The organism is Thioalkalivibrio sp. XN8 (assembly GCF_011058255.1).
In the GTDB taxonomy this organism is placed as follows: domain Bacteria; phylum Pseudomonadota; class Gammaproteobacteria; order Steroidobacterales; family XN24; genus XN24.
This window is the reverse complement of record NZ_JAALFH010000067.1, coordinates 287,257-305,006: the sequence shown is the minus strand read 5'-3', so window position 1 is coordinate 305,006 and position 17,750 is coordinate 287,257. Positions and strand designations below refer to the sequence as shown.

General features: G+C 67.1%; 19 protein-coding genes and 1 other RNA gene. 9 read left to right on the top strand and 11 right to left on the bottom strand.

Annotated elements, in window-relative coordinates; genetic code table 11:
• Positions 1–3: 3 nt before the first annotated feature.
• On the top strand, positions 4–1,683 hold the full coding sequence (gene recN, locus G6N75_RS13605; protein WP_165348904.1) for a DNA repair protein RecN: 1,680 nt from the start codon (positions 4–6) through the stop codon (positions 1,681–1,683).
• An 18-nt stretch (positions 1,684–1,701) separates the two neighbouring features.
• On the opposite strand, the gene fur is transcribed toward recN, so the two are convergent.
• A complete protein-coding gene (fur, locus tag G6N75_RS13600) occupies positions 1,702–2,157 on the bottom strand; it encodes a ferric iron uptake transcriptional regulator (RefSeq protein WP_165349175.1) in 456 nt (151 codons plus the stop codon).
• Between the two features lie 80 nt (positions 2,158–2,237).
• On the opposite strand from fur, the gene bamE reads away from it, so the two are divergent.
• Complete coding sequence (bamE, locus tag G6N75_RS13595; RefSeq protein WP_165348903.1) at positions 2,238–2,609, top strand: outer membrane protein assembly factor BamE; 372 nt, start codon at positions 2,238–2,240, stop codon at positions 2,607–2,609.
• Between the two features lie 3 nt (positions 2,610–2,612).
• On the opposite strand, the gene G6N75_RS13590 is transcribed toward bamE, so the two are convergent.
• A complete protein-coding gene (locus G6N75_RS13590; RefSeq protein WP_165348902.1) occupies positions 2,613–2,936 on the bottom strand; it encodes an RnfH family protein in 324 nt (107 codons plus the stop codon).
• A gap of 9 nt (positions 2,937–2,945) precedes the next feature.
• A complete protein-coding gene (locus G6N75_RS13585; protein ID WP_165348901.1) occupies positions 2,946–4,328 on the bottom strand; it encodes a sodium-dependent transporter in 1,383 nt (460 codons plus the stop codon).
• 116 nt (positions 4,329–4,444) lie between these two features.
• Here G6N75_RS13585 and smpB point away from each other — a divergent pair, with 116 nt between their 5' ends.
• The gene (gene smpB, locus G6N75_RS13580) at positions 4,445–4,933 is read left to right on the top strand and encodes an SsrA-binding protein SmpB (RefSeq protein ID WP_165348900.1); all 489 of its coding nucleotides are present in this window, start codon (positions 4,445–4,447) and stop codon (positions 4,931–4,933) included.
• A gap of 73 nt (positions 4,934–5,006) precedes the next feature.
• On the opposite strand, the gene G6N75_RS13575 is transcribed toward smpB, so the two are convergent.
• Entirely contained in the window at positions 5,007–7,070 is a 2,064-nt protein-coding gene (locus G6N75_RS13575) for a toll/interleukin-1 receptor domain-containing protein (RefSeq protein ID WP_165348899.1), read from the bottom strand.
• 119 nt (positions 7,071–7,189) lie between these two features.
• Here G6N75_RS13575 and ssrA point away from each other — a divergent pair.
• The 5 genes from ssrA to G6N75_RS13550 all read left to right on the top strand — a co-directional run bounded on the left by ssrA (position 7,190) and on the right by G6N75_RS13550 (position 10,390).
• Positions 7,190–7,551, top strand: a transfer-messenger RNA (tmRNA) gene (gene ssrA / locus G6N75_RS13570).
• A 236-nt stretch (positions 7,552–7,787) separates the two neighbouring features.
• Positions 7,788–7,967, top strand: coding sequence for a DUF5989 family protein (locus tag G6N75_RS13565; protein ID WP_165348658.1), 180 nt, complete (start codon positions 7,788–7,790; stop codon positions 7,965–7,967).
• 148 nt (positions 7,968–8,115) lie between these two features.
• Positions 8,116–8,727: a DUF1080 domain-containing protein gene (locus tag G6N75_RS13560; protein WP_165348898.1), complete on the top strand. Its 612-nt coding sequence runs from the start codon at positions 8,116–8,118 to the stop codon at positions 8,725–8,727.
• Between the two features lie 102 nt (positions 8,728–8,829).
• Positions 8,830–9,126 carry a hypothetical protein gene (locus G6N75_RS13555; protein ID WP_165348897.1) on the top strand — a complete coding sequence of 99 codons (297 nt, stop codon included), beginning with the start codon at positions 8,830–8,832 and terminating at the stop codon, positions 9,124–9,126.
• On the top strand, positions 9,119–10,390 hold the full coding sequence (locus G6N75_RS13550) for a 6-hydroxymethylpterin diphosphokinase MptE-like protein (RefSeq protein WP_165348896.1): 1,272 nt from the start codon (positions 9,119–9,121) through the stop codon (positions 10,388–10,390). Before G6N75_RS13555 ends, G6N75_RS13550 begins: the two co-directional genes overlap by 8 nt.
• Before the next feature lie 175 nt (positions 10,391–10,565).
• Here G6N75_RS13550 and G6N75_RS13545 read toward each other — a convergent pair whose 3' ends face one another.
• From G6N75_RS13545 to hutW, 7 genes are read right to left on the bottom strand one after another with little or no spacing between them, the layout of a single operon-like run.
• Positions 10,566–10,889 carry an antibiotic biosynthesis monooxygenase gene (locus G6N75_RS13545; RefSeq protein ID WP_165348895.1) on the bottom strand — a complete coding sequence of 108 codons (324 nt, stop codon included), beginning with the start codon at positions 10,887–10,889 and terminating at the stop codon, positions 10,566–10,568.
• A gap of 58 nt (positions 10,890–10,947) precedes the next feature.
• Positions 10,948–11,760: a heme ABC transporter ATP-binding protein gene (locus G6N75_RS13540; RefSeq protein ID WP_165348894.1), complete on the bottom strand. Its 813-nt coding sequence runs from the start codon at positions 11,758–11,760 to the stop codon at positions 10,948–10,950.
• A gap of 7 nt (positions 11,761–11,767) precedes the next feature.
• On the bottom strand, positions 11,768–12,856 hold the full coding sequence (locus G6N75_RS13535; protein WP_165348893.1) for an iron ABC transporter permease: 1,089 nt from the start codon (positions 12,854–12,856) through the stop codon (positions 11,768–11,770).
• A gap of 18 nt (positions 12,857–12,874) precedes the next feature.
• Positions 12,875–13,720: an ABC transporter substrate-binding protein gene (locus G6N75_RS13530; protein ID WP_206203129.1), complete on the bottom strand. Its 846-nt coding sequence runs from the start codon at positions 13,718–13,720 to the stop codon at positions 12,875–12,877.
• A 14-nt stretch (positions 13,721–13,734) separates the two neighbouring features.
• Complete coding sequence (locus G6N75_RS13525) at positions 13,735–14,655, bottom strand: SDR family oxidoreductase (RefSeq protein WP_165348891.1); 921 nt, start codon at positions 14,653–14,655, stop codon at positions 13,735–13,737.
• Positions 14,656–14,667: 12 nt separating this feature from the next.
• Positions 14,668–15,171, bottom strand: a complete 504-nt coding sequence (gene hutX / locus G6N75_RS13520) for a heme utilization cystosolic carrier protein HutX (protein WP_165348890.1) — start codon at positions 15,169–15,171, stop codon at positions 14,668–14,670.
• Positions 15,168–16,610, bottom strand: a complete 1,443-nt coding sequence (gene hutW / locus G6N75_RS13515; RefSeq protein ID WP_165348889.1) for a heme anaerobic degradation radical SAM methyltransferase ChuW/HutW — start codon at positions 16,608–16,610, stop codon at positions 15,168–15,170. The genes hutX and hutW overlap by 4 nt, the downstream gene beginning before the upstream one ends.
• A 119-nt stretch (positions 16,611–16,729) precedes the next feature.
• Here hutW and G6N75_RS13510 point away from each other — a divergent pair, with 119 nt between their 5' ends.
• Positions 16,730–17,548 carry a DUF2470 domain-containing protein gene (locus G6N75_RS13510; protein ID WP_206203128.1) on the top strand — a complete coding sequence of 273 codons (819 nt, stop codon included), beginning with the start codon at positions 16,730–16,732 and terminating at the stop codon, positions 17,546–17,548.
• Positions 17,549–17,750 lie beyond the last annotated feature (202 nt).

Genomic DNA, 17,750 nt, shown 5'->3' with positions numbered 1-17,750 from the left:
GCCATGCTGACCAGCGTCTCGGTCCGCAATTTCGCCATCATCGACGAGGTCGCGCTGGAGCTCGGCCCCGGCCTGACCGTGCTCACCGGCGAGACCGGCGCCGGCAAGTCCATCCTGGTCGATGCGCTGGGCCTCGTCCTGGGCGATCGGGCCGACGCCGCCGCCGTGCGCCATGGCGCCCAGCGGGCCGAGATCACCGCCACTTTCGACCTTGCCGGGCTGCCGGACGCGTCCGCCTGGCTGGCCGGGCACGAGCTGGACGCCGACGACGAGTGCGTGCTGCGACGGGTCATCGGGGCCGAGGGCCGGTCCCGCGCCTGGATCAACGGCGCGCCCGCGACTCTCCAGACGCTGCGCGAGCTGGGCGAGATGCTGGTGGACATCCATGGGCAGCACGAGCACCAGTCGCTGGGCCGTCCGGCCGTCCAGCGGGAGCTCCTGGACGCGCGCCTGGCCGATCCCGGACTGCCGGCGGCCACCTATGCCGCCTGGCGCCGCTGGCGCGACGCCGCGGCCGAGCGTGACCGGCTCGAGGCCGCCGGGCATGACCGCGACCAGCGCCTGGACCTGTTGCGCTACCAGTTCCGCGAGCTGGCCGCCTTCGCCCCCGAGGCCGGCGAGGGGGCCCGCCTCGAGACCGAGTTTTCCCAGCTCGCGAACGCCGGGCGCCTGGCCGAGGGCGCCGGCGCCGCGCTGCAGCTGGCCTACGAGAACGATGCCGGCGCCGCGCACGAAACCGTGAGCCGCGCCGCCGAGGCGCTGGAGCCCTTGCTCAGGCTGGATGCGCGGCTGGCAGGCCCGCATCGCCTGCTCGCCGAGGCCGAGATCCAGCTGTCCGAGGCCGCGGCCGAGCTGCGGCGCTATCTCGGCGACCTGGAAATGGATCCCGCTCGCCTCGATGCCGTCCAGGAGCGCCTGGAAGGCCTCAAGAGCCTGGCCCATAAGCACCAGGTCGAAGCCGACGCGCTGCCGGCCCGGCGGGATGCGCTGGAGCAGGAGATCGAGGAACTGGAGCAGGCCGAAGTCCGGCTGGGCCAGGCCGACGGCCTGGTGGCTGCGGCGGAGGCCGATTACCGCCGGCAAGCGGCAGGGCTCGGGCGGGCCCGCGCCGAGGCCGCCGAGGACTTTTCCAGCCGGGTCACGGCGCTGATGCACCAGCTGGGGATGCCCGGCGGGCGCTTCGAGGTCGCGGTGGAACATGCTGCGGACGGACCGTGCCAGCCGCACGGGCTAGACGAAGTCGAGTTCCGGGTGACGGCGAACCCGGGCCAGCCGCCTGCCGCAGTCGCCAGGGTCGCCTCCGGCGGCGAGCTGTCCCGCATCAGCCTGGCGATCCAGGTGGCGGCCAAGACCGAGCGGCCGATCCCCGTGATGGTCTTCGACGAGGTGGATGCGGGCGTGGGCGGCGGCGTGGCCGAGATCGTGGGGCGCCGGCTGGCGGAGCTGGGCGCGCGCGCCCAGGTGCTGTGCGTGACCCACCTGCCCCAGGTCGCGAGCCAGGCGAGCCATCACCTGCGCGTGGTCAAGCTGACCGACGGCGAGGTCACCCGGACGACGCTGAAGAAACTGACCGAGGCGGAAAAGGTCGAGGAGCTGGCGCGCATGCTCGGCGGGGTTGAAATCACCGCCACCACGCGCGCTCACGCCCAGGAAATGCGCAAGCGGGCCGGCCGCGCGGAATGAATCCCGGGAGCGTCCGGATCAGGCGCCGAGGCCGGCCTCGCGGGCCTCGCGGTCGGCGAGGTTCGGGCAGTTCTCGCGGGTGCACGTGCCGTAGATCACCAGCGTGTGGTCCGCCACGGTGAAGCCGAACTTGGCGGCCGCCTTGTCCTGGTGCTCCTCGATCACGGGATCGAAGAACTCCTCCACGTGGCCGCACTGCTGGCAGATGATGTGGTCGTGGTGGGCGCCGTCGTCCAGTTCGAACACGGCGCTGCCGCCCTCGAAGTTGTGGCGCCGGACCAACCCTGCTGTCTCGAACTGCGTCAGGACGCGATAGACCGTGGCCAGGCCGATGTCGGCCTCCGACTCGAGCAGGTACTTGTAAACGTCCTCGGCACTCATGTGGTGCTCGCGATGCGCCTCCAGGATCTCGAGTATCTTCAGTCGGGGCAGCGTGACCTTCAGTCCGACCTTCCTGAGTTCCTTCGACTCCATGACCTGCTCCAGCGGTAATTGCACTTGAGTTTCGTTATTATCACCCACCCCGTGAAAACATCCCAATCGTGGTTTCTCACATGACGCCCACTCGCCGTCTCGCCCTGGTCCTCGCCGTCGCCATGCTGGGCGGTTGTACCGCGTTGCAAGGCTTCTCCCTGCGGCCCTACCGGATGAACATCCAGCAGGGCAACTACCTGGAGGCGGAGGCCGTGGACCAGCTCGAAGTCGGGATGACCCAGAGCCAGGTGCGCTTCCTGATCGGGACCCCGATGATCGCCGACCCCTTCAATACCGAGCGCTGGGATTACGTCTTCTATTTCAAGGTGGGCCGCACCCGCCACGAGGTGAAGAGCCGGCTGACGGTCTGGTTCGAGGAAGGCAAGGTGGTGCGGATCGAACGGCCGGAGGAGATCGACGAATCCGGGCGGCCGACCGATTTCGACGCCTGAGCCTCAGTCGTCCCCGTCCCGGCCGCCCTTCCCCATGCTCTTGCCCGCCGCCGCCAGCTCGCGCCGCGCAGCGCGGGGGTCGGCCAGCAGGGGCCGGTAGATCTCCACCCGGTCCCCGGGGTTGAGCACGCGATCCCCCTTGCACAGCTTGCCGAAGATCCCCATCCGGTTCTGGTCCAGCCGGATCTCCGGGAACTGCTCCTCGATGCCCGAGAGGCGCGCCGCTTCGAGCGCGGTGGTGCCCGCGGGCACCTCGACCCTGAGGATCAGCTGGCGCTCGGGACGCGCGTAGGCGACTTCGACCTCCATGGTCTCCTGCGGCTCCATGCCCGGGCCTCAGGAAGTCGTGACGCCGAGGAACTGGAGCAGGCCCGTGGCGTGCAGGAAGACCAGCAGCACGGCCGCCGGCGCCACCCAGCGGGCCAGGAAGCGCCACGCCCGGTAGGCTGTGCCGGTGCCGAGATCCAGCTCCTCCGCGGTCGAGTTCTTGCACATCACCCAGCCGGCGAAAACCGTGATGAAGAGCCCGCCGAGCGGCAGCAGGATATTGCTCGACAGGTGATCGAGATTCTCGAACAGGTTGCGCCCGAAGAGCTTGATGTCGGCCCACTCGTTGAAGCTGAGGATGGTCAGGAAGCCCAGGGCCCAGATGATGACGCCGATCACCGTCGCCGAGACGGCGCGGCTGCGCCCGTGGGTCTCGACGCTCCAGGCCACGGCCGGCTCGATCAGGCCGATGGACGAGGTCCAGGCGGCGAAAGTCAGGAGCACGAAGAACAGGGTGCCGAACAGGTGGCCGCCGACCATGTTGCCGAAGGCCAGCGGCAGGGTCTGGAAAATCAGCCCCGGGCCCGCGGCCGGGTCCATGGCGTGAGCGAACACGATGGGGAAAATCGCCAGCCCCGCCAGGAGCGCCATGGCTGTGTCCGCCAGCACCACCGAGATCGAGGTATTGGCGATGGAGGTGCCTTCGGGCAGGTAAGCGCCATAGGCCATGATCGCGCCCATGCCGATGCTCAGGCTGAAAAAGGCCTGCCCCAGCGCGGCCAGCATGCCCTCGCCGGTGAGCTTGGAGAAATCGGGCTCGAGCAGGAAGGCCACGCCGGCGCGGAAATCACCATTGATAATGGCGTAGCCGAGCAGCGCCACCATCAGCACTGCCAGGGACGGCATCAGGAAGCGAACCGCGCGCTCCAGCCCGCGCTCGACGCCGCGCGCTACCACCCAGACGGTGATGATCATGAACAGCGTGTGCCACAGGGCCAGCACCTTCCAGTTGCCGAGCATGCCGCCAAACAGGCCGTTGACCAGGTCCGCGTCGGCGCCGTCGAAGCGGTTCAGGGCGGCGTGTGCGATGTAGGAGAGCGACCAGCCGGCGATCACGCTGTAGAAAGAGAGGATGATGATGCCCGCCACGACCCCCATGATGCCGACCAGGGCCCAGCTGGGGCGGCTGCCCTCCTCCTCGCCGACGATGCGCATGGTGGCGACGGGATTGCGGCGGCCCCGGCGGCCGATCAGGATTTCGGCCATCATGATCGGCAGCCCGATCAGCGCCACGCACAGGAGATAGAACAGGACGAAGGCGCCGCCGCCGTTCTCCCCGGCCACATATGGAAACTTCCAGATGTTGCCGAGACCCACGGCCGAGCCGCTGACCGCCAGGATAAAGGCCAGCCGGGACGACCAGAGGCCGTGGAGCGAGGTACGCTTGGCCATGGGGCGGAAAACCCTGCGCTTTCAAAGGCGGGCGATTTTGGATTAAATCCACGTCCCCGGCAACCGCGCCGGATCCCGGGGCCCGGCGAGCCAGCACAGGATCTCCAGACGAATCGATGAACAAACCCAGGAACAAGACGGCCTCCGGCGACGGCAGCTCGACCATTGCGCTCAATAAGAAGGCGCGGCACGACTACTTCATCGAGGAGAGCCAGGAAGCCGGGCTGGTGCTCGAAGGCTGGGAAGTGAAGAGCCTCCGGGCCGGCCGGGCCCAGGTCAGCGAGGCCTACGTGGTGGTGCGCGGAGGCGAGATCTGGCTGGTGGGCGCCAATATCACGCCGCTGACCTCCGCCTCGACCCATGTGCATGCCGATGCGGGTCGCAGCCGGAAGCTCCTGCTCCAGCGGCGGGAGATCGACCGGCTGATCGGCGCCGTGGAACGCGCCGGCTACACCATGGTGCCGCTGAAGCTGTACTGGAAGAAAGGCCGCGCCAAGCTGGAGATCGGCCTGGCCAAGGGCAAGAAGCAGCATGACAAGCGCCACGCCGAGCGCGACCGCGACTGGCAGCGGCAGAAAGCGCGGATCATGAAACACTCGGGTTAGGTCTTTAATAACAGGGATTTACCGAGTTTTATTCAGGTCGTTTGCTTGCCTGGCGTGGCACCGGCCGCAGAGGTCACCGGGGCCGGAAGGGCTCCGCCTGCTGCGGCTTGCCCCAGGCCTCGTAGAGCGCCACCAGCGCGCCGGCGGTGGCCACGGCTCGCTGGCTGCCCGCGCCGTCGGACGCGAGCGCCGACGCGTGCACCGCCAGCAAGAGCGGCTCGGCCTCCTCGTAGCGCTGCCGCGTGACCAGCAGCCCGCCCAGGGCCTGGCGGTAGCCCGCAAGCCCGGGGCTCGCCGCGGCGAAGGCTCGCTCGGCGATGGCGAGGGCGGTCCGCAACTCGGCCTCGGCCAGGTCGAGCTTGCCCCCGAGCTGCAGCACGTAGCTGAGGCTCCGGTGACCGGAAGCCACGTCCGGGTGGTCGGGACCGTAGGCCCGTTCCATCCTGGCGACCGCGTCCCGCAGCGCCGCCTCGGCGCCCTCGAGGTCCCCGGCCCTGCTCAGCACCATCCCCCGATTGTGCAGCGTGCGGGCAACCTCGGGGTTGTCGTCGCCGAGACCCTCCCGGCGAATCGCAATCACCTCCGCGAGGAGCTCCAGCGTGCGATCGATGTTGCCGAGCCGGTAGTGGACGTTGCCGAGGTTCTCGAGCGCCCTGGCGAGCTCGGGGTGCTGCGCCCCGCCGAGCCGGCGATCGAGCGCAACGGCCTCCTCAAGGATCGGTTGCGCCTCCTCGAGCCGGCCCTGGAGCATGACGAAAATGCCGAGGTTGTTGAGCGCGGAGGCGGTCTCCATGGTGTCGGTGTCGCTCACCGCCCGCCGGATCTCGATCTCCCGCCGGCTCAACGCCTCGGCGAGGGCATAGTCCTGATGCGCGATCTGCGCCAGGACCGCCTTGGTCTGGTAGCACGCGGCGACCTCAAGCGACTGTTCGCCATGCAACGCGAGGCTCATTGCCAGCGCCTCCTCCGTCACCCGGTCCGCCGCCTCGTAGTGTCCGGCGTCGGTCAGCAGCCGGCCGAGGAAATCCAGGGTCGTCCCCACCTCCGGACTCGGATCACCGAACACCCCGCGGCGCAACTCAAGCAGCTCGTCGGTGCGCTCAATGGCTTCGTCGAAACGCGACTCCCGCCAGGCGAGCTGGGCCAGGGCCGCCAGTGTCTCGATGGTCTCCGGGTCATCCCCGCCGAGGAGCCGGATGCGTGCCTCGGCGGCGGCCACGAGCAGCGGCCTCGCGCGGTCGTAGCGCCCGAGATTGTTGTAGGCGTTGCCGATGGTTTGGCGCACCTCGGCCTCGACCTCGGGCTGCTCGACGAATGCAGCGGCGATCTTGTCCGACGCCTGGTCCAGCGCCTCGACCACCGAAACGTCGTAGCCGGCTCCCCACGGGTTGGCCGCACTCAGCGTGTCGCGCATGAACTGGTTCACGGCCCGCACCTTGGCGGCCTCGGCCTGCGCCTCGGCCCGCTGGCGCTCGGCCTCCCTTTGTCCCTGGATCGCGGCCACCGTCAGCACGACCATGACCGCCACCAGCGCCAACGAGGCGCTCGAGAGTCCGAGCAGCCACCGCTGTCGCCGGGCACTTTCGCGCTGGACCAGCGCATCGAGCGGCAGCGCGGTCAGGCCAGCGACCAGTTTCAGCTTGGCCAGGCGCCTGCCGTCCGCGCCGGCACGGAGATCGGCGGCGACCGGCTCGGTCGGGTTGTCGGTCACCTGGCCTTCCGGGTCCACCCTGAAGCGGAGCGCCGGGGGGAATACCCCGCTGGTGCCCCGTTCGCCGGGATCACCTGCCGCGATCAAAGCGAGCACCCGCGTTTCGCCGTGCATGCTCTTGAAGAGGCGGACTTCCTCGTTCACCCAGCGGGAAGCCGCGGCATCGGGCGAAGCGACCACGATGAGGAACATTGAATCCGCTAACGCCTGCCGCAGCGTGTCCGACAGGTCGGCCCCAGCCGAGATCTCGTCACGATCGCGAAAAATAGGGGTCAGCCGGGCTGGCACAGGACCTGTTTCGGTTTGTTCCCCGACCAGCCGGGACGGCAGCCGATAGCGCTCGAGCGCGCGGTGGAGCCACTTGGCCACCGCCTTGTCGGCGTGGCTGTAGCTGATGAACGCCCGATAGCGCCGTTCGTGAACCACGCGCCCTCCTCGCCCCCGCGGAACCAGCGGAACCCTGGCGCTGCTGATGCTACAGCATTCGACGGGCTGGCTGGCCCCCCGGGAACCTTCGGCGTAGAATCCCGGTCTGACGATTACCTGGGGGCGACATGGCTTCGACGTGTGTCGCAAAACCCGGGGTGCATGCCGAGGTGCAGGGACCTCGTAAAACACTTTGCAAACTTTAGTTGCCAACGACGACAACTACGCACTCGCCGCCTAAAACCCGGTAGGGTGCCGTCTGACTGGACGCGTGCTTGTGAGCACCAGATTTCAGGCGTCATAACTCACAAGATCGCCGCAAAGCCCGCCCGGGGCCGAGCGGTTAAATCTCTCGAGGGATCGCCGTCTGTTTTCCCTGTCCGTCGGGTAGCAGCCGGTTAAAACAATAGACGTGAATAAGCATGTAGACCTCCGGGCGGAGGGCTCGCGGACGCGGGTTCGATTCCCGCCGCCTCCACCAATCAAAGCAAGAAGGCCACTCCGAAAGGGTGGCCTTCTTGCTTTGATTCGCGGGGCGGTGTGGATGAGAACCCGCGTCAGGGTTCGACCAGCGAGCCTCAGGCGAGCGCAGGACGTCGTCGCGCAGCGACGGCGGTCCCGAGCAGAGCGAGGGACGAGGCGGCGCAGCCGCCGAGCCTTCCCGCCGCCTCCACCAGAAGCTCAACCTCAACCGATCCCGGTTGGGGATTATCATTCTTGGTCGCCCCGGGCCAGGCCCTGCGCCTCGTCGGCGTCGGCATCAGCGGCTTTGAAGATGCGCCCGCAGACCAGGCCGACCTGCTTGCGCCGATCATCGTCGTGCTGTTGCTGCTCGGCGGGTTGGTCGCGCTCGCGCAGGGCTCTGCGGTGGCGCCGGATATCTACACGTTGTTCTGACCGATTTCACTGTTCCCGGGGCTTCGCCGGCGTGCGTTGTGTGCAGCCCTGACTTGCCGGGCTTTGCGCTCTCAATTCCCCGTGGTAGCGTTGCCCTACGAGGTCTATGAGGTCTAACTTGAGAGCCCAGCTCGACGAGAGTTGCGATATGAAGGTGTCGCTGAGGGCGGCGATTGCTGCCGGTGCGCTGCTGGCGGGCGGATTCACGAGCGCATCGATTGCGGATGACTGGATTACCCTGATCGAGGGTGAGAAGGGTCTGGAAAACTTCAACAGCATCGGCGATGCCAACTGGCGCGCCGAGGACGGCGCGATCCTGGCCGATCACGGCGCGGGCGGTCACCTTGTGACCAAGAGTGCCTACCAAGACGTGGAGGTTTATGCCGAGTTCTGGGCCGACCACACCACGAACAGTGGCATCTTCCTCCGCGCCCAGAATCCTGAGCAGATCGGCTTCGCCAATGCCTACGAAGTCAATATCTTCGACCAGCGCCCGGTACAGGAATACAGCACCGGCGCCATCGTCGGCTTCGCCGCGCTTGAGGAACCCTTTCCCAAGGCCGGTGGGAAGTGGAATACGTTCGAGATCCGGATCCAGGGTTCCGAAGCGGTCGTCGAACTCAACGGCCAGGTTACCGTCCGGATGGCGAACGACGACTTCAAGGAAGGGCCGATCTCACTTCAATACGCGGCAGGCGCCGGCGGCATCCCGGGCGGCGTCATCAAGTGGCGCAAAGTGATGATCCGGCCCCTGTCCTGACGATGTTTGCAAACAGGGCAGCCCGGCGAAGGTGCGTATAGGCAGAACAACCGGTCTGTTCGTTGGCTTGCGGCGGTCGAATCTCGCCTGCGAGACAACGCCGTGAATCCGAATCTTGAAGCCATTGCCGCGCTTCATGGCGCCGCCGAGGAGGTGGTGCGCCTGCTCTATACCAATGGCAGCGAGGGTGAGGGCTATCGTGCCCTCACCACCTTTACCGACGGGTACGCCGAGCTCCTGAGCATCTATCCCATTCCCCTTCTTGCCGCGCAACTCGACCCGCTGCTCACTGCCTTGCAGCGTGAAGATACGGTCGCGCTCTGCGACATCCTGCTGCTCGATGTGCAGCCCTTGCTTGAAATACTGCACAGAGAACTCTCCGGTGGTCCCGATGAGTGATGGTTTTTCCGTTTCAGACGGCACCGTCTTTTTCACGCGGGACGGGGTGCGGCGGCAACTCACGAGCCGGTGCGGCGAACCAGTCTTCTACGAGCTGTTCGCTAAACAGAATTTTGCAGAAGAAGGAGACTATCTCCTTTACGGACTCCCCGACATGCGCCTTGCCCAGGCCATTCTCGAGCAGACCGAAGTGAGGACACTGACGGTTCTCGAGTGTGCCCCCGGCGTCATGGCGCATGCGGAAAACGTCCTGACACGAAAGGCCCTGGAGGAGCGCTTCGGCCCTCGCTTCTCCCTGCATCTGCCCCGCTCGGCAAATGGAGTGCAAAGGGTGCTGGCCGACCTTCCCGCGCACGTGATCGTTCGCTGGTATCCGCCTTCGATCCATACCATTCCAGACGGGTTGCCGTTTCTGCGGCGCTGGCTGATAGACCTGCAAGTGCGCATGAACAATGCCTCGACGGGCGACGAGCTGACCAGCAATATGCGGCACAACCGTGACCTGGGCTTGCGGGACCTGCTCGCCGAAGCCTCGGGTATCGCACAAGGTATACCCTGCCTGATCCTGATGGGCGGACCCTCCCTGCGCGAGGCGGCCCCCCTGCTTCGGGAACTCCGGGGCCGGTGCCTGCTTTTCTCATCGGGCAGAAACGGATCCTTCTTCAGGGAGCTGGGCATCGCCCCCGACCTCTGGGTCGAGATGGATGGGCAGAACCGCCCAGAGATCTGGCAACGGCTTTCGGATGCAGACCCCGCGGCGCCCCTGGCGATACTCGATTCGGCCTCCGTCCTGGTGCATGACTACTTCAAAGGCCGGTGTTTCCTGGTTCGGTCCGCCGACTCCAGCGATGACGCCCGTGCGCTGGCGCCCGGCAAGACGACCGTGGGGGCCTTCGCCCTGGATCTGGCCATGCATCTGGGCTGCGCGCCGCTCTATCTCATCGGGCAGGACCTCTGCTTTATCGGGGATCATTCCCATGCTGCGGGTGGTTCAGATATTGCCGATGCCATCACCGCCGGGGCGCTTGCCTGCAACGACGGCATCGAGCGTCCGACGACGAAGGAGTTTCTGTCCTTTCAGCGCTGCCTCGAGAACCTGATTTCTTCCGCCAGGGCAGAGGTATACAACTGCTCCCCGCAAGGCGCAGTGATCCAGGGGGCACCCTACAAGCCCCTGGAGACCCTGAAGGCCTTGCCGCTAAACCAACGGCTGGCCGCGGTCAGACGTTCTCTCCGCGCGGCGGCCGGCGCGCCCCAGAGTTAACAAGAACACAGCGCCCCGGGCGGGATGCGGCTCGCTTTCCGGCCGCCACCGGCGGCGACCATCAACGGAATGACTGCTCCGATCACGCAGATCTTGCAAACCCCTCGCATCCAATTTGTCTCGAATCCCTCAGGGATGCGAGCTTCTGACGCCGAGCGATTCCCCGGCCCGGCATCTACTCCGCAGACTCGGCCGTACCCGGTACCTCTTTGAATCCCTCGAACTTGGGATGCCCCAGGTAGACGTGGTTGTGGTCGCCGGCATTCTTGTGCGCCTGGCGAAATGCTTCGGATTTCGTCCATGCCTGGAACGCGGCCTCTGAATCCCAGATCGTGTGCGAGGCAAAGAGCGTGAATCCCTCCTGGCTGTCCCCACGCAACAAGCGGAAAGAGCGAAATCCAGGCAGTTCACGCAGGCGGCTTTCGCGCTGCTTCCAGATGGTCTCGAAGGCCTCTTCCTCGCCCGGACGAATGTGAAACCGGTTCATTGCGATGTACATGGTCATTGCTCTCCATTTTCGAGTGGGTCGATGGCGAAAAACTCTGCAGGCTCGGCTCTCAAGGCCCGGGCGCCGATCGTTCGAATCGAGGCGCTTCAGCGCAGGCATGCGGTAACAGGAATGGCGCACCCGCAGTCGGGGCGACGTTGACTCGCACACGGCAGCCGTACGCCGTGCTCAGGCAGCCATCCGTGAGCACCTCCCCCGGGGGGCCCTGTTGCATCAGGTGGCCCTCCCGCATAACCGCCACGCTGTCGGCGAACATCGCCGTCAGGTTGAGGTCGTGCATGACGGCGATCACGCCGCCGCCGGCCGTGGCGAAGTCGCGTGCCAGGCGCATGACCTCGAGTTGTTGCCCGATATCCAGGCTGGCTACGGGTTCGTCGAGAAACAGCCAGCACGGCAGGCCGTCGGCCACCGGATTCCACACCTGCACCAGCACTCTCGCCAGTTGGGTGCGCTGCTGTTCGCCGCCGGAGAGCTCATGGAACAAGCGGCCCTCGAAGCCGCTGAGGCCGACGCGCGCGAGGGCGGCTTCGGCGAGGCTTTCCCGCCCGCCTTCACGGCCGCAGGAGAGTCCGATCCGGACGACTTCGAGCACCGTGAAGGGGAACGCCAGGCGAGTGGCCTGCGGCAGTACCGCTCGGCGCGCGGCCAGTTGCCAGGGCTTGAGCGCCGTGATGTCGTCGCCGTCCAGCTCGACCCGCCCGGTGAACGGCGTTTCGCCGGTCAGCGCGCGCAGCAGCGTGGTCTTGCCGGAGCCGTTGGGACCGACGATCGCGGTCAGTTGGCCGGGTCGCGCGCGGAATTCCACATCCCGGAGGATGGGACGCTCGCTCAATGAAACTTCGAGTCGGGTCGCATGCAGCATATACGATTCACAAGTTCAGCAGGCCGCGATTTCGCAGCAGTATCCAGATGAAGACAGGCCCGCCGATGACCGCGGTCAGGATGCCGATCGGCAGCTCGGCCGGGGCGATAATGGTGCGGCTGATGGTATCGGCGAGCACCAGCAGGCTGGCGCCGAGCAGCGCCGAGTTGAGCAGCAGGTAGCGGTGGTCCGGACCGACGCTGATGCGCAGCAGGTGCGGCACCACGATGCCGATGAAACCGATTCCGCCCGATACCGCGACGGCCGCCCCGGTCGCCATCGCCACGACGACCACCGCCAGCATCTTCATGCGCTGGATCGGGATGCCGAGGTGCGCCGCGGCAGCTTCACCCAGCGCCAGGGCGTTGAGGCTGCGCGCCAGGAAAGGCGCTGCGGCCATCGCCAGCAGTATCAGCGGCGCGGCGGCCATCAGCTTGCCCCAGGTCGCACCGGCCAGCGAGCCGAGCCCCCAGAAGGTCAAATCACGCAGCTGCGCGTCATTCGCCAGGTAGACCAGGATGCCGGACAACGCTGCAGCGAGCGCCCCCAGCGCGATCCCGGCCAGCAGCATCATCGCTACCGAGGTCCGTCCCCGTGAGGTCGATACCTGGTACAGGACGAGGGTCGCCACCCATCCCCCGATGAATGCAGCCACCGGCACGATGTAGTGCCCGATCGCGAGGCTCACGGCGGCAGGCAACGAGGCGCCCAGCACGATCGCAATGATCGCGCCCAGGCCGGCGCCTGCACCGACGCCGACCAGCCCGGGATCGGCCAGCGGGTTGCGGAACAAGCCCTGCATCACTGCACCCGAGACCGCCAGGGCGGCACCGACCAGCAAGCCCATCGCCAGGCGCGGCAGCCTGATGTCGAACAGGATGACACGCTCCAGCGCGCTCAGCTCATCGCCGCGGGCCACGGTGACCAGGCTGTGCCAGAACGAAGCATCCGCCGCGCCGATACCCAGGCTCACTATGCTGACGAGGAGCAGCAAAACGATCAGCGCCAGGCTGGTGCGCGCCGCGAGCCGCCGTCGATCTCCGGCGCCGCTCGATCCGGGCCAGGTCAATCCGGGGCTGATAACCGTCTCGTTCACACGGGCACCGACGGGTGATCAGCCGGTTTCATCGAAATCCGCCAGCGCCGAGGTCAGGGCGCGTACCGCCTCGGGGGTGCGCGGTCCGAAACCGAGCAACAGCAGCCCATCGATGCGCACCACCGCCTGTCTTTCGGCAGCCGGGGTTGCCGCCAGGCCGGGATGATTGAACAAGACCTCATTCTCTACCCCGTGGTTGCCGCCTGTCTCGTCGCCGGCCATGGCGCGGTCCATCATCAGTATCACGTCCGGCGCGGTGGCGATCACGGCCTCGTCGGTCAGTGGTTTGTAGCCGGTGAAACCGGTCATCGCATTCTCGGCACCGGCGAGCCGGATGATGCCGTCCGCGCTGGTGTCGAGACCGCCGGCCATGATCCGCCCCCCCTGCATCGACAGGATGAAGAGGACCCGCGCGGGGCGGTCGGTGCTGGCCGCCGCCACCGCCGCTTCGAGCTCGGCCTCAATCCGGTCGGCGAGCTGCCGGCCCTGGTCCGGCACGCCCAGGGCATCGCCCACGATTTCGATCTTGGTGCGGATCGCTTCCGCTCCATAACCGGTAGGCACGGTGACGAAACGGACTCGAGCGTTCTCCAGCACGGTAATCGTTTCATGCGGACCGCTGCCCTCTTCCGCCAGCACGAGGTCCGGATCGAGCGACAGGACGCCTTCCGGCGACAACGCGCGCTTGTAACCCACATCTGGCAGTGACCCGGCTTCCGCGGGGAAGCTGGACGTGGTGTCGCGCCCGACCAGCCGGTCCTGCTGCTCCAGCAGGTAGACGATTTCGGTGACTGATCCGCCGATCGAGATCACGCGCTCGGCCGCCATCGCCGCGCCACCGGCAGCGAAGGTGGCGATCAACAAGAAAAGGACACGTATCATCGGGAGATCTCCTCATCGAGAATCGCAGCCAGGCCCTCGCGGTAGGTGGGGTAACGGGGCACAAAGCCGAGTTCCTGCCGCACCCGGCCGTTGGACAGGCGCTTGCATTCCTCGTAGAAGTGCCGGGCCATGGGCGGCAGGTCCGCGGCGTCATACGGCACCGCGGGCGGCGGGGGCAGCCCGAGGAGCGCGGCGGCATGGGTCAGTACTTCGTCCGCGGGTGCCGGCTCGTCATCGGCCAGGTGGAATACCGGCCCGGCTCTCGGCGCCCGCATGGCCAGCAGCAGCGCAGCGACAATGTCGTCCACGTGAATGCGGTTGAACACCTGGCCCGGCTTGACGATCCGGCGGGCCTCCCCGGTACGCAGCCGGGCGAATGGCGAGCGGTGCGGGCCGTAGATGCCGGGCAGCCTGAAGATCTGCACCGGCCTGCCGTGGGCGCAGCCCCAGGCCAGCCAGCGTTCCTCGCAGGCGACGCGCCGCTCGTTGCCGGGCGTGCGGGGGTCGGTGGGCGCGCTTTCGTCGATCCACGTCCCGCGCGTATCGCCATACACCCCGGTGGTAGACAAGAGCGCCGTCCAGCCCAGCGTCGGCAGGCCGGCAAGGATTCTGCCGTGGCCCGTCAGCACGCCGTCATCCCCGTCCTCGCCGGGCGGGATCGAGGACAGGACGTCGGTGACCCCGTCGAACGCCGCTGCGGGGAGCGGCTTGGAGCCGTCGAAGACGTGGGCGGTGATGCCGAGCTTGTCGAGCCGGTCCGCGCCTGACGGGGTCCGGCTCGTGCCGGAAACCCGGGCGCCTGCCGCAAGGAGTTCCCGGGCCAGGCGCCCGGCACTGTAGCCGCAGCCGAAACAGAACAGATGACGGTCCGCGAGCCGTCGCGGCAACTCGCCAGGTTTCGCATCGTCGGGATTCATTGCCGCCATTCCTCAGCAGGCCAGCTGTTCACGCAGCGCGACGAATTTCTCGACCTGGTCGGCCTTGATCTGCCGCTCCTCGTCCCGCCCGAGATAGACTTTGAACAGGCAGTGGCCGGCGTGGCCGTAGAACTGGATCGAGCGCGTGGGCGAGCCGAACAGCTGGCGCGAGACGAAGGCGATCATCCCGCAGGCATCCGCCTTCAGATGCCCCCCGATCGGCTTGCCGTTGAGGTTGTAGAAACCGCGCCCGACGCTCCCCTCGGGCACCTCGCCACGGGCCTCGAGAATCACGTCGCCGGTGTTGACGATAAACGTGATCTCGCCCCAGTGGGTGAGTTCTTTCATGACCTCGACGAAGTGCTCGCCATCGACGCAAACGGCCTCCCCGGCGGGCAGGCGCCGAACCACGTCGGCGACCGTGACACCGGCTCGCTCGGCGATGGTTTCGAGTGGAGCGGTTGGCGATTCGGCCAGGGTGGCCTCGATGCGGCGGGCCGGGATAACGTCGTTCATTTGGCGCCCTCTTCGCGTAGCAGTGCCGCCATGGGCCGGCGCTGCGGGTGGTCCAGGAATCCGATAATTCGCTGGGTCATCGCCACCTGCCAGAAACGGCCGGCGACAGTCAGATCGAAAAACCTCTGGCGGGGCGCGAGCAGCCCGGCCCGCGACCAGTGGGCCAAGAGCGGCTCCAGGTCGTCCATGACGGCGTCGCCGCCGGGGACGGCGCGCACCTGCGTCGAATCGAGCCTGCCGCGCTCCATGCCGGCCCGGATCACGTTGATCAGGGGGGCATCCTGCCGTGCGCGGAACATGCTCGTGATGGGCAGCTGCCCCTGGTCCAACTGTTTGGCATAGGCCTCGACGGTCGGAATCAGGCGGTAGCCGACGCCGCCCAGCGCTCCGCCCGCCCCGGCGCCCAAGGCGATGCACTCGGCGCCGGTCTTGCTGAGGTAGTTGTAGACCGAGCGTTCGCGCAGGCCCGGGCTGCGCCAGTGGGAAGTGGAGATCGCCTCCCATCCGGCCTGCTCCATGGCCTCGGCACCGGAGGCGTAGAACACGCCGAGATCCTGGCGCGGCACTGGATCGAGCTTGCGCTTGTCGATGGCCGTCATTAACGGCGTGCCCGGGATCAGGTTAAGCCCATAGAGGTCGACGCCGTCCAGGCCGATGGCCTCGACCAACCGCAGATCTTCCGCCCAGGTCTCGAAGGTCTGCCCCGGCAGCCCATAGATGAGATCGATCACGATCGCACCGGAGTCGAACGCGACCAGCGTCTCCAGCGTGGCGATCACCGCCTGCTTGCTCGCCTTGCGTCCGAGGCTGCGGCGAATCGGTTCATCGAAGGTCTGGACGCCGAGCGAGACCCGGTTCACCCCGGCGTCGAAGGCCGCGCGCATCTTGTCCTCGGTGAATGCGAGGATGCGACCTTCCAGCGTGATCTCGCAATCGGGGGCCAGCGGCAGCAGCCCACGCAGTTCGCTGACCAGGCGATGAAGATCCGGGGCCGAGAGGATCGTCGGTGTACCGCCGCCCAGGTAGAGCGCCCGCAACGGCGGGCCGTCGAGCAGCGGCTGGCCCTGCAGGCGCCGGGCCTGGGTCAGCACGCTGTCTACGTAAGGCGCGCCATCGCGTTTCCGCCAGTGGTATTTATAGAAGCCACAGAACAGGCAATGAGTCTCGCAGAAAGGCACGTGCACATACGCTGTACCGGGGCTCGACCGGGGCGATTGCGACATGGCAGCCCAGAGGTTTTCGAACTCTTCCGCGGGCACCGGAGCCGCGAGGCTGCCTGGGTGCGCACGCCGCAGGTCGCCGAACGCCGAGCGCAGCGGATCTCCGCTGCTCCGGGCCATGAAACCCGCGAGCGGCTCGGCAAGGTCGGGAGGCGTTGCTGCTTCGGGGACGCCCCCATGTTGCCGCGCTGGCGTCGAAAGTGGGTTAACGGCGGTCATGCCGCAACTATGCCAGACTTGATTGCGAATGGGAACGATTCGTATTAGGCTTTCGTGAAATTCCAGGCGGGGACGCCAGGCCCGCCCCCTCCTTCGCACCCGAATGAGCGTCACTCCATATGACTGACATGCAGCGCAACGAAGGTTCTCTCCTGCACCCAGTGGACGATGCAGTCCGCAAAGCCGCCAGGACGCTGGTGCGGACTGCGCGCCATGGCGCTCTGGCGATAATCGACGCCAGTGCACACGGCCCGAGCGTGTCCCGGGTCGGCCTCGCCACCGATACCGACGGCATGCCCGTCTTCCCGACCTCTTCGCTCTCCGGCCGCCCCGAAGCGATGACGCGCGACGGCCGGGCGGCCTTGCTGCTGGGCGAGCCAGGCGGCGGTGATCCACTCGCGCATGCCCGGCTCTCCCTGCAAGGTACGGTCCAACGCCTCGCCGGCGCCACGCATGATCGATGCCGGCGCCGCTACCTCGCGCGGCATCCCAAGGCAGCGCTTTATATCGACTTCGCGGATTTCTCACTGTGGCGCTTCGAGATCGCCACGGCGGCCTACGTCGCGGGCTTCGGCAAGGCCTACGCGCTGGACCGCGCCGACCTCGAGACCCGTTACGCCGACTGGCCGGAATGGCATGCCATGGAAGCAGGCGCCGTCGCGCACATGAACGAAGACCATCGGGACGCCACGCGGCTCTATGCCATTGGACTCTGCGGCGCCGGGGACGGCGACTGGCGCGTGACGGGGCTGGATCCGGAGGGTATCGACCTCGCCTCCCGCGATGACCACCGCCGCTATACGTACCCGGCACCGCTCGCCCGGGCGCAGGAGCTTCGCCCGCGGCTCGTCGACCTCGTCCGCGAGGCGCGGCAACAAGCCGCCGGCGACCAGCACGAGACACCCGGAGACCGCCGGAACCACGCTAGCGACCTCTGACGCCGGTCCACGCGTTCAGGAACAGCCACCGGCGCTGGACCTGGTCCGTACTGAAACCCCTATTTACGAATCATTCTCATTCGTGTTAGCTTCCCTTTGCTTGCTTTGCTTCCAAGCGACTGCTTACCGCCCCAGCCCGCGGATTCCCCCGCCAGCCAGGACATCCAGACGATCGACTCCCTGGATTCGCAACAGCTCAAGG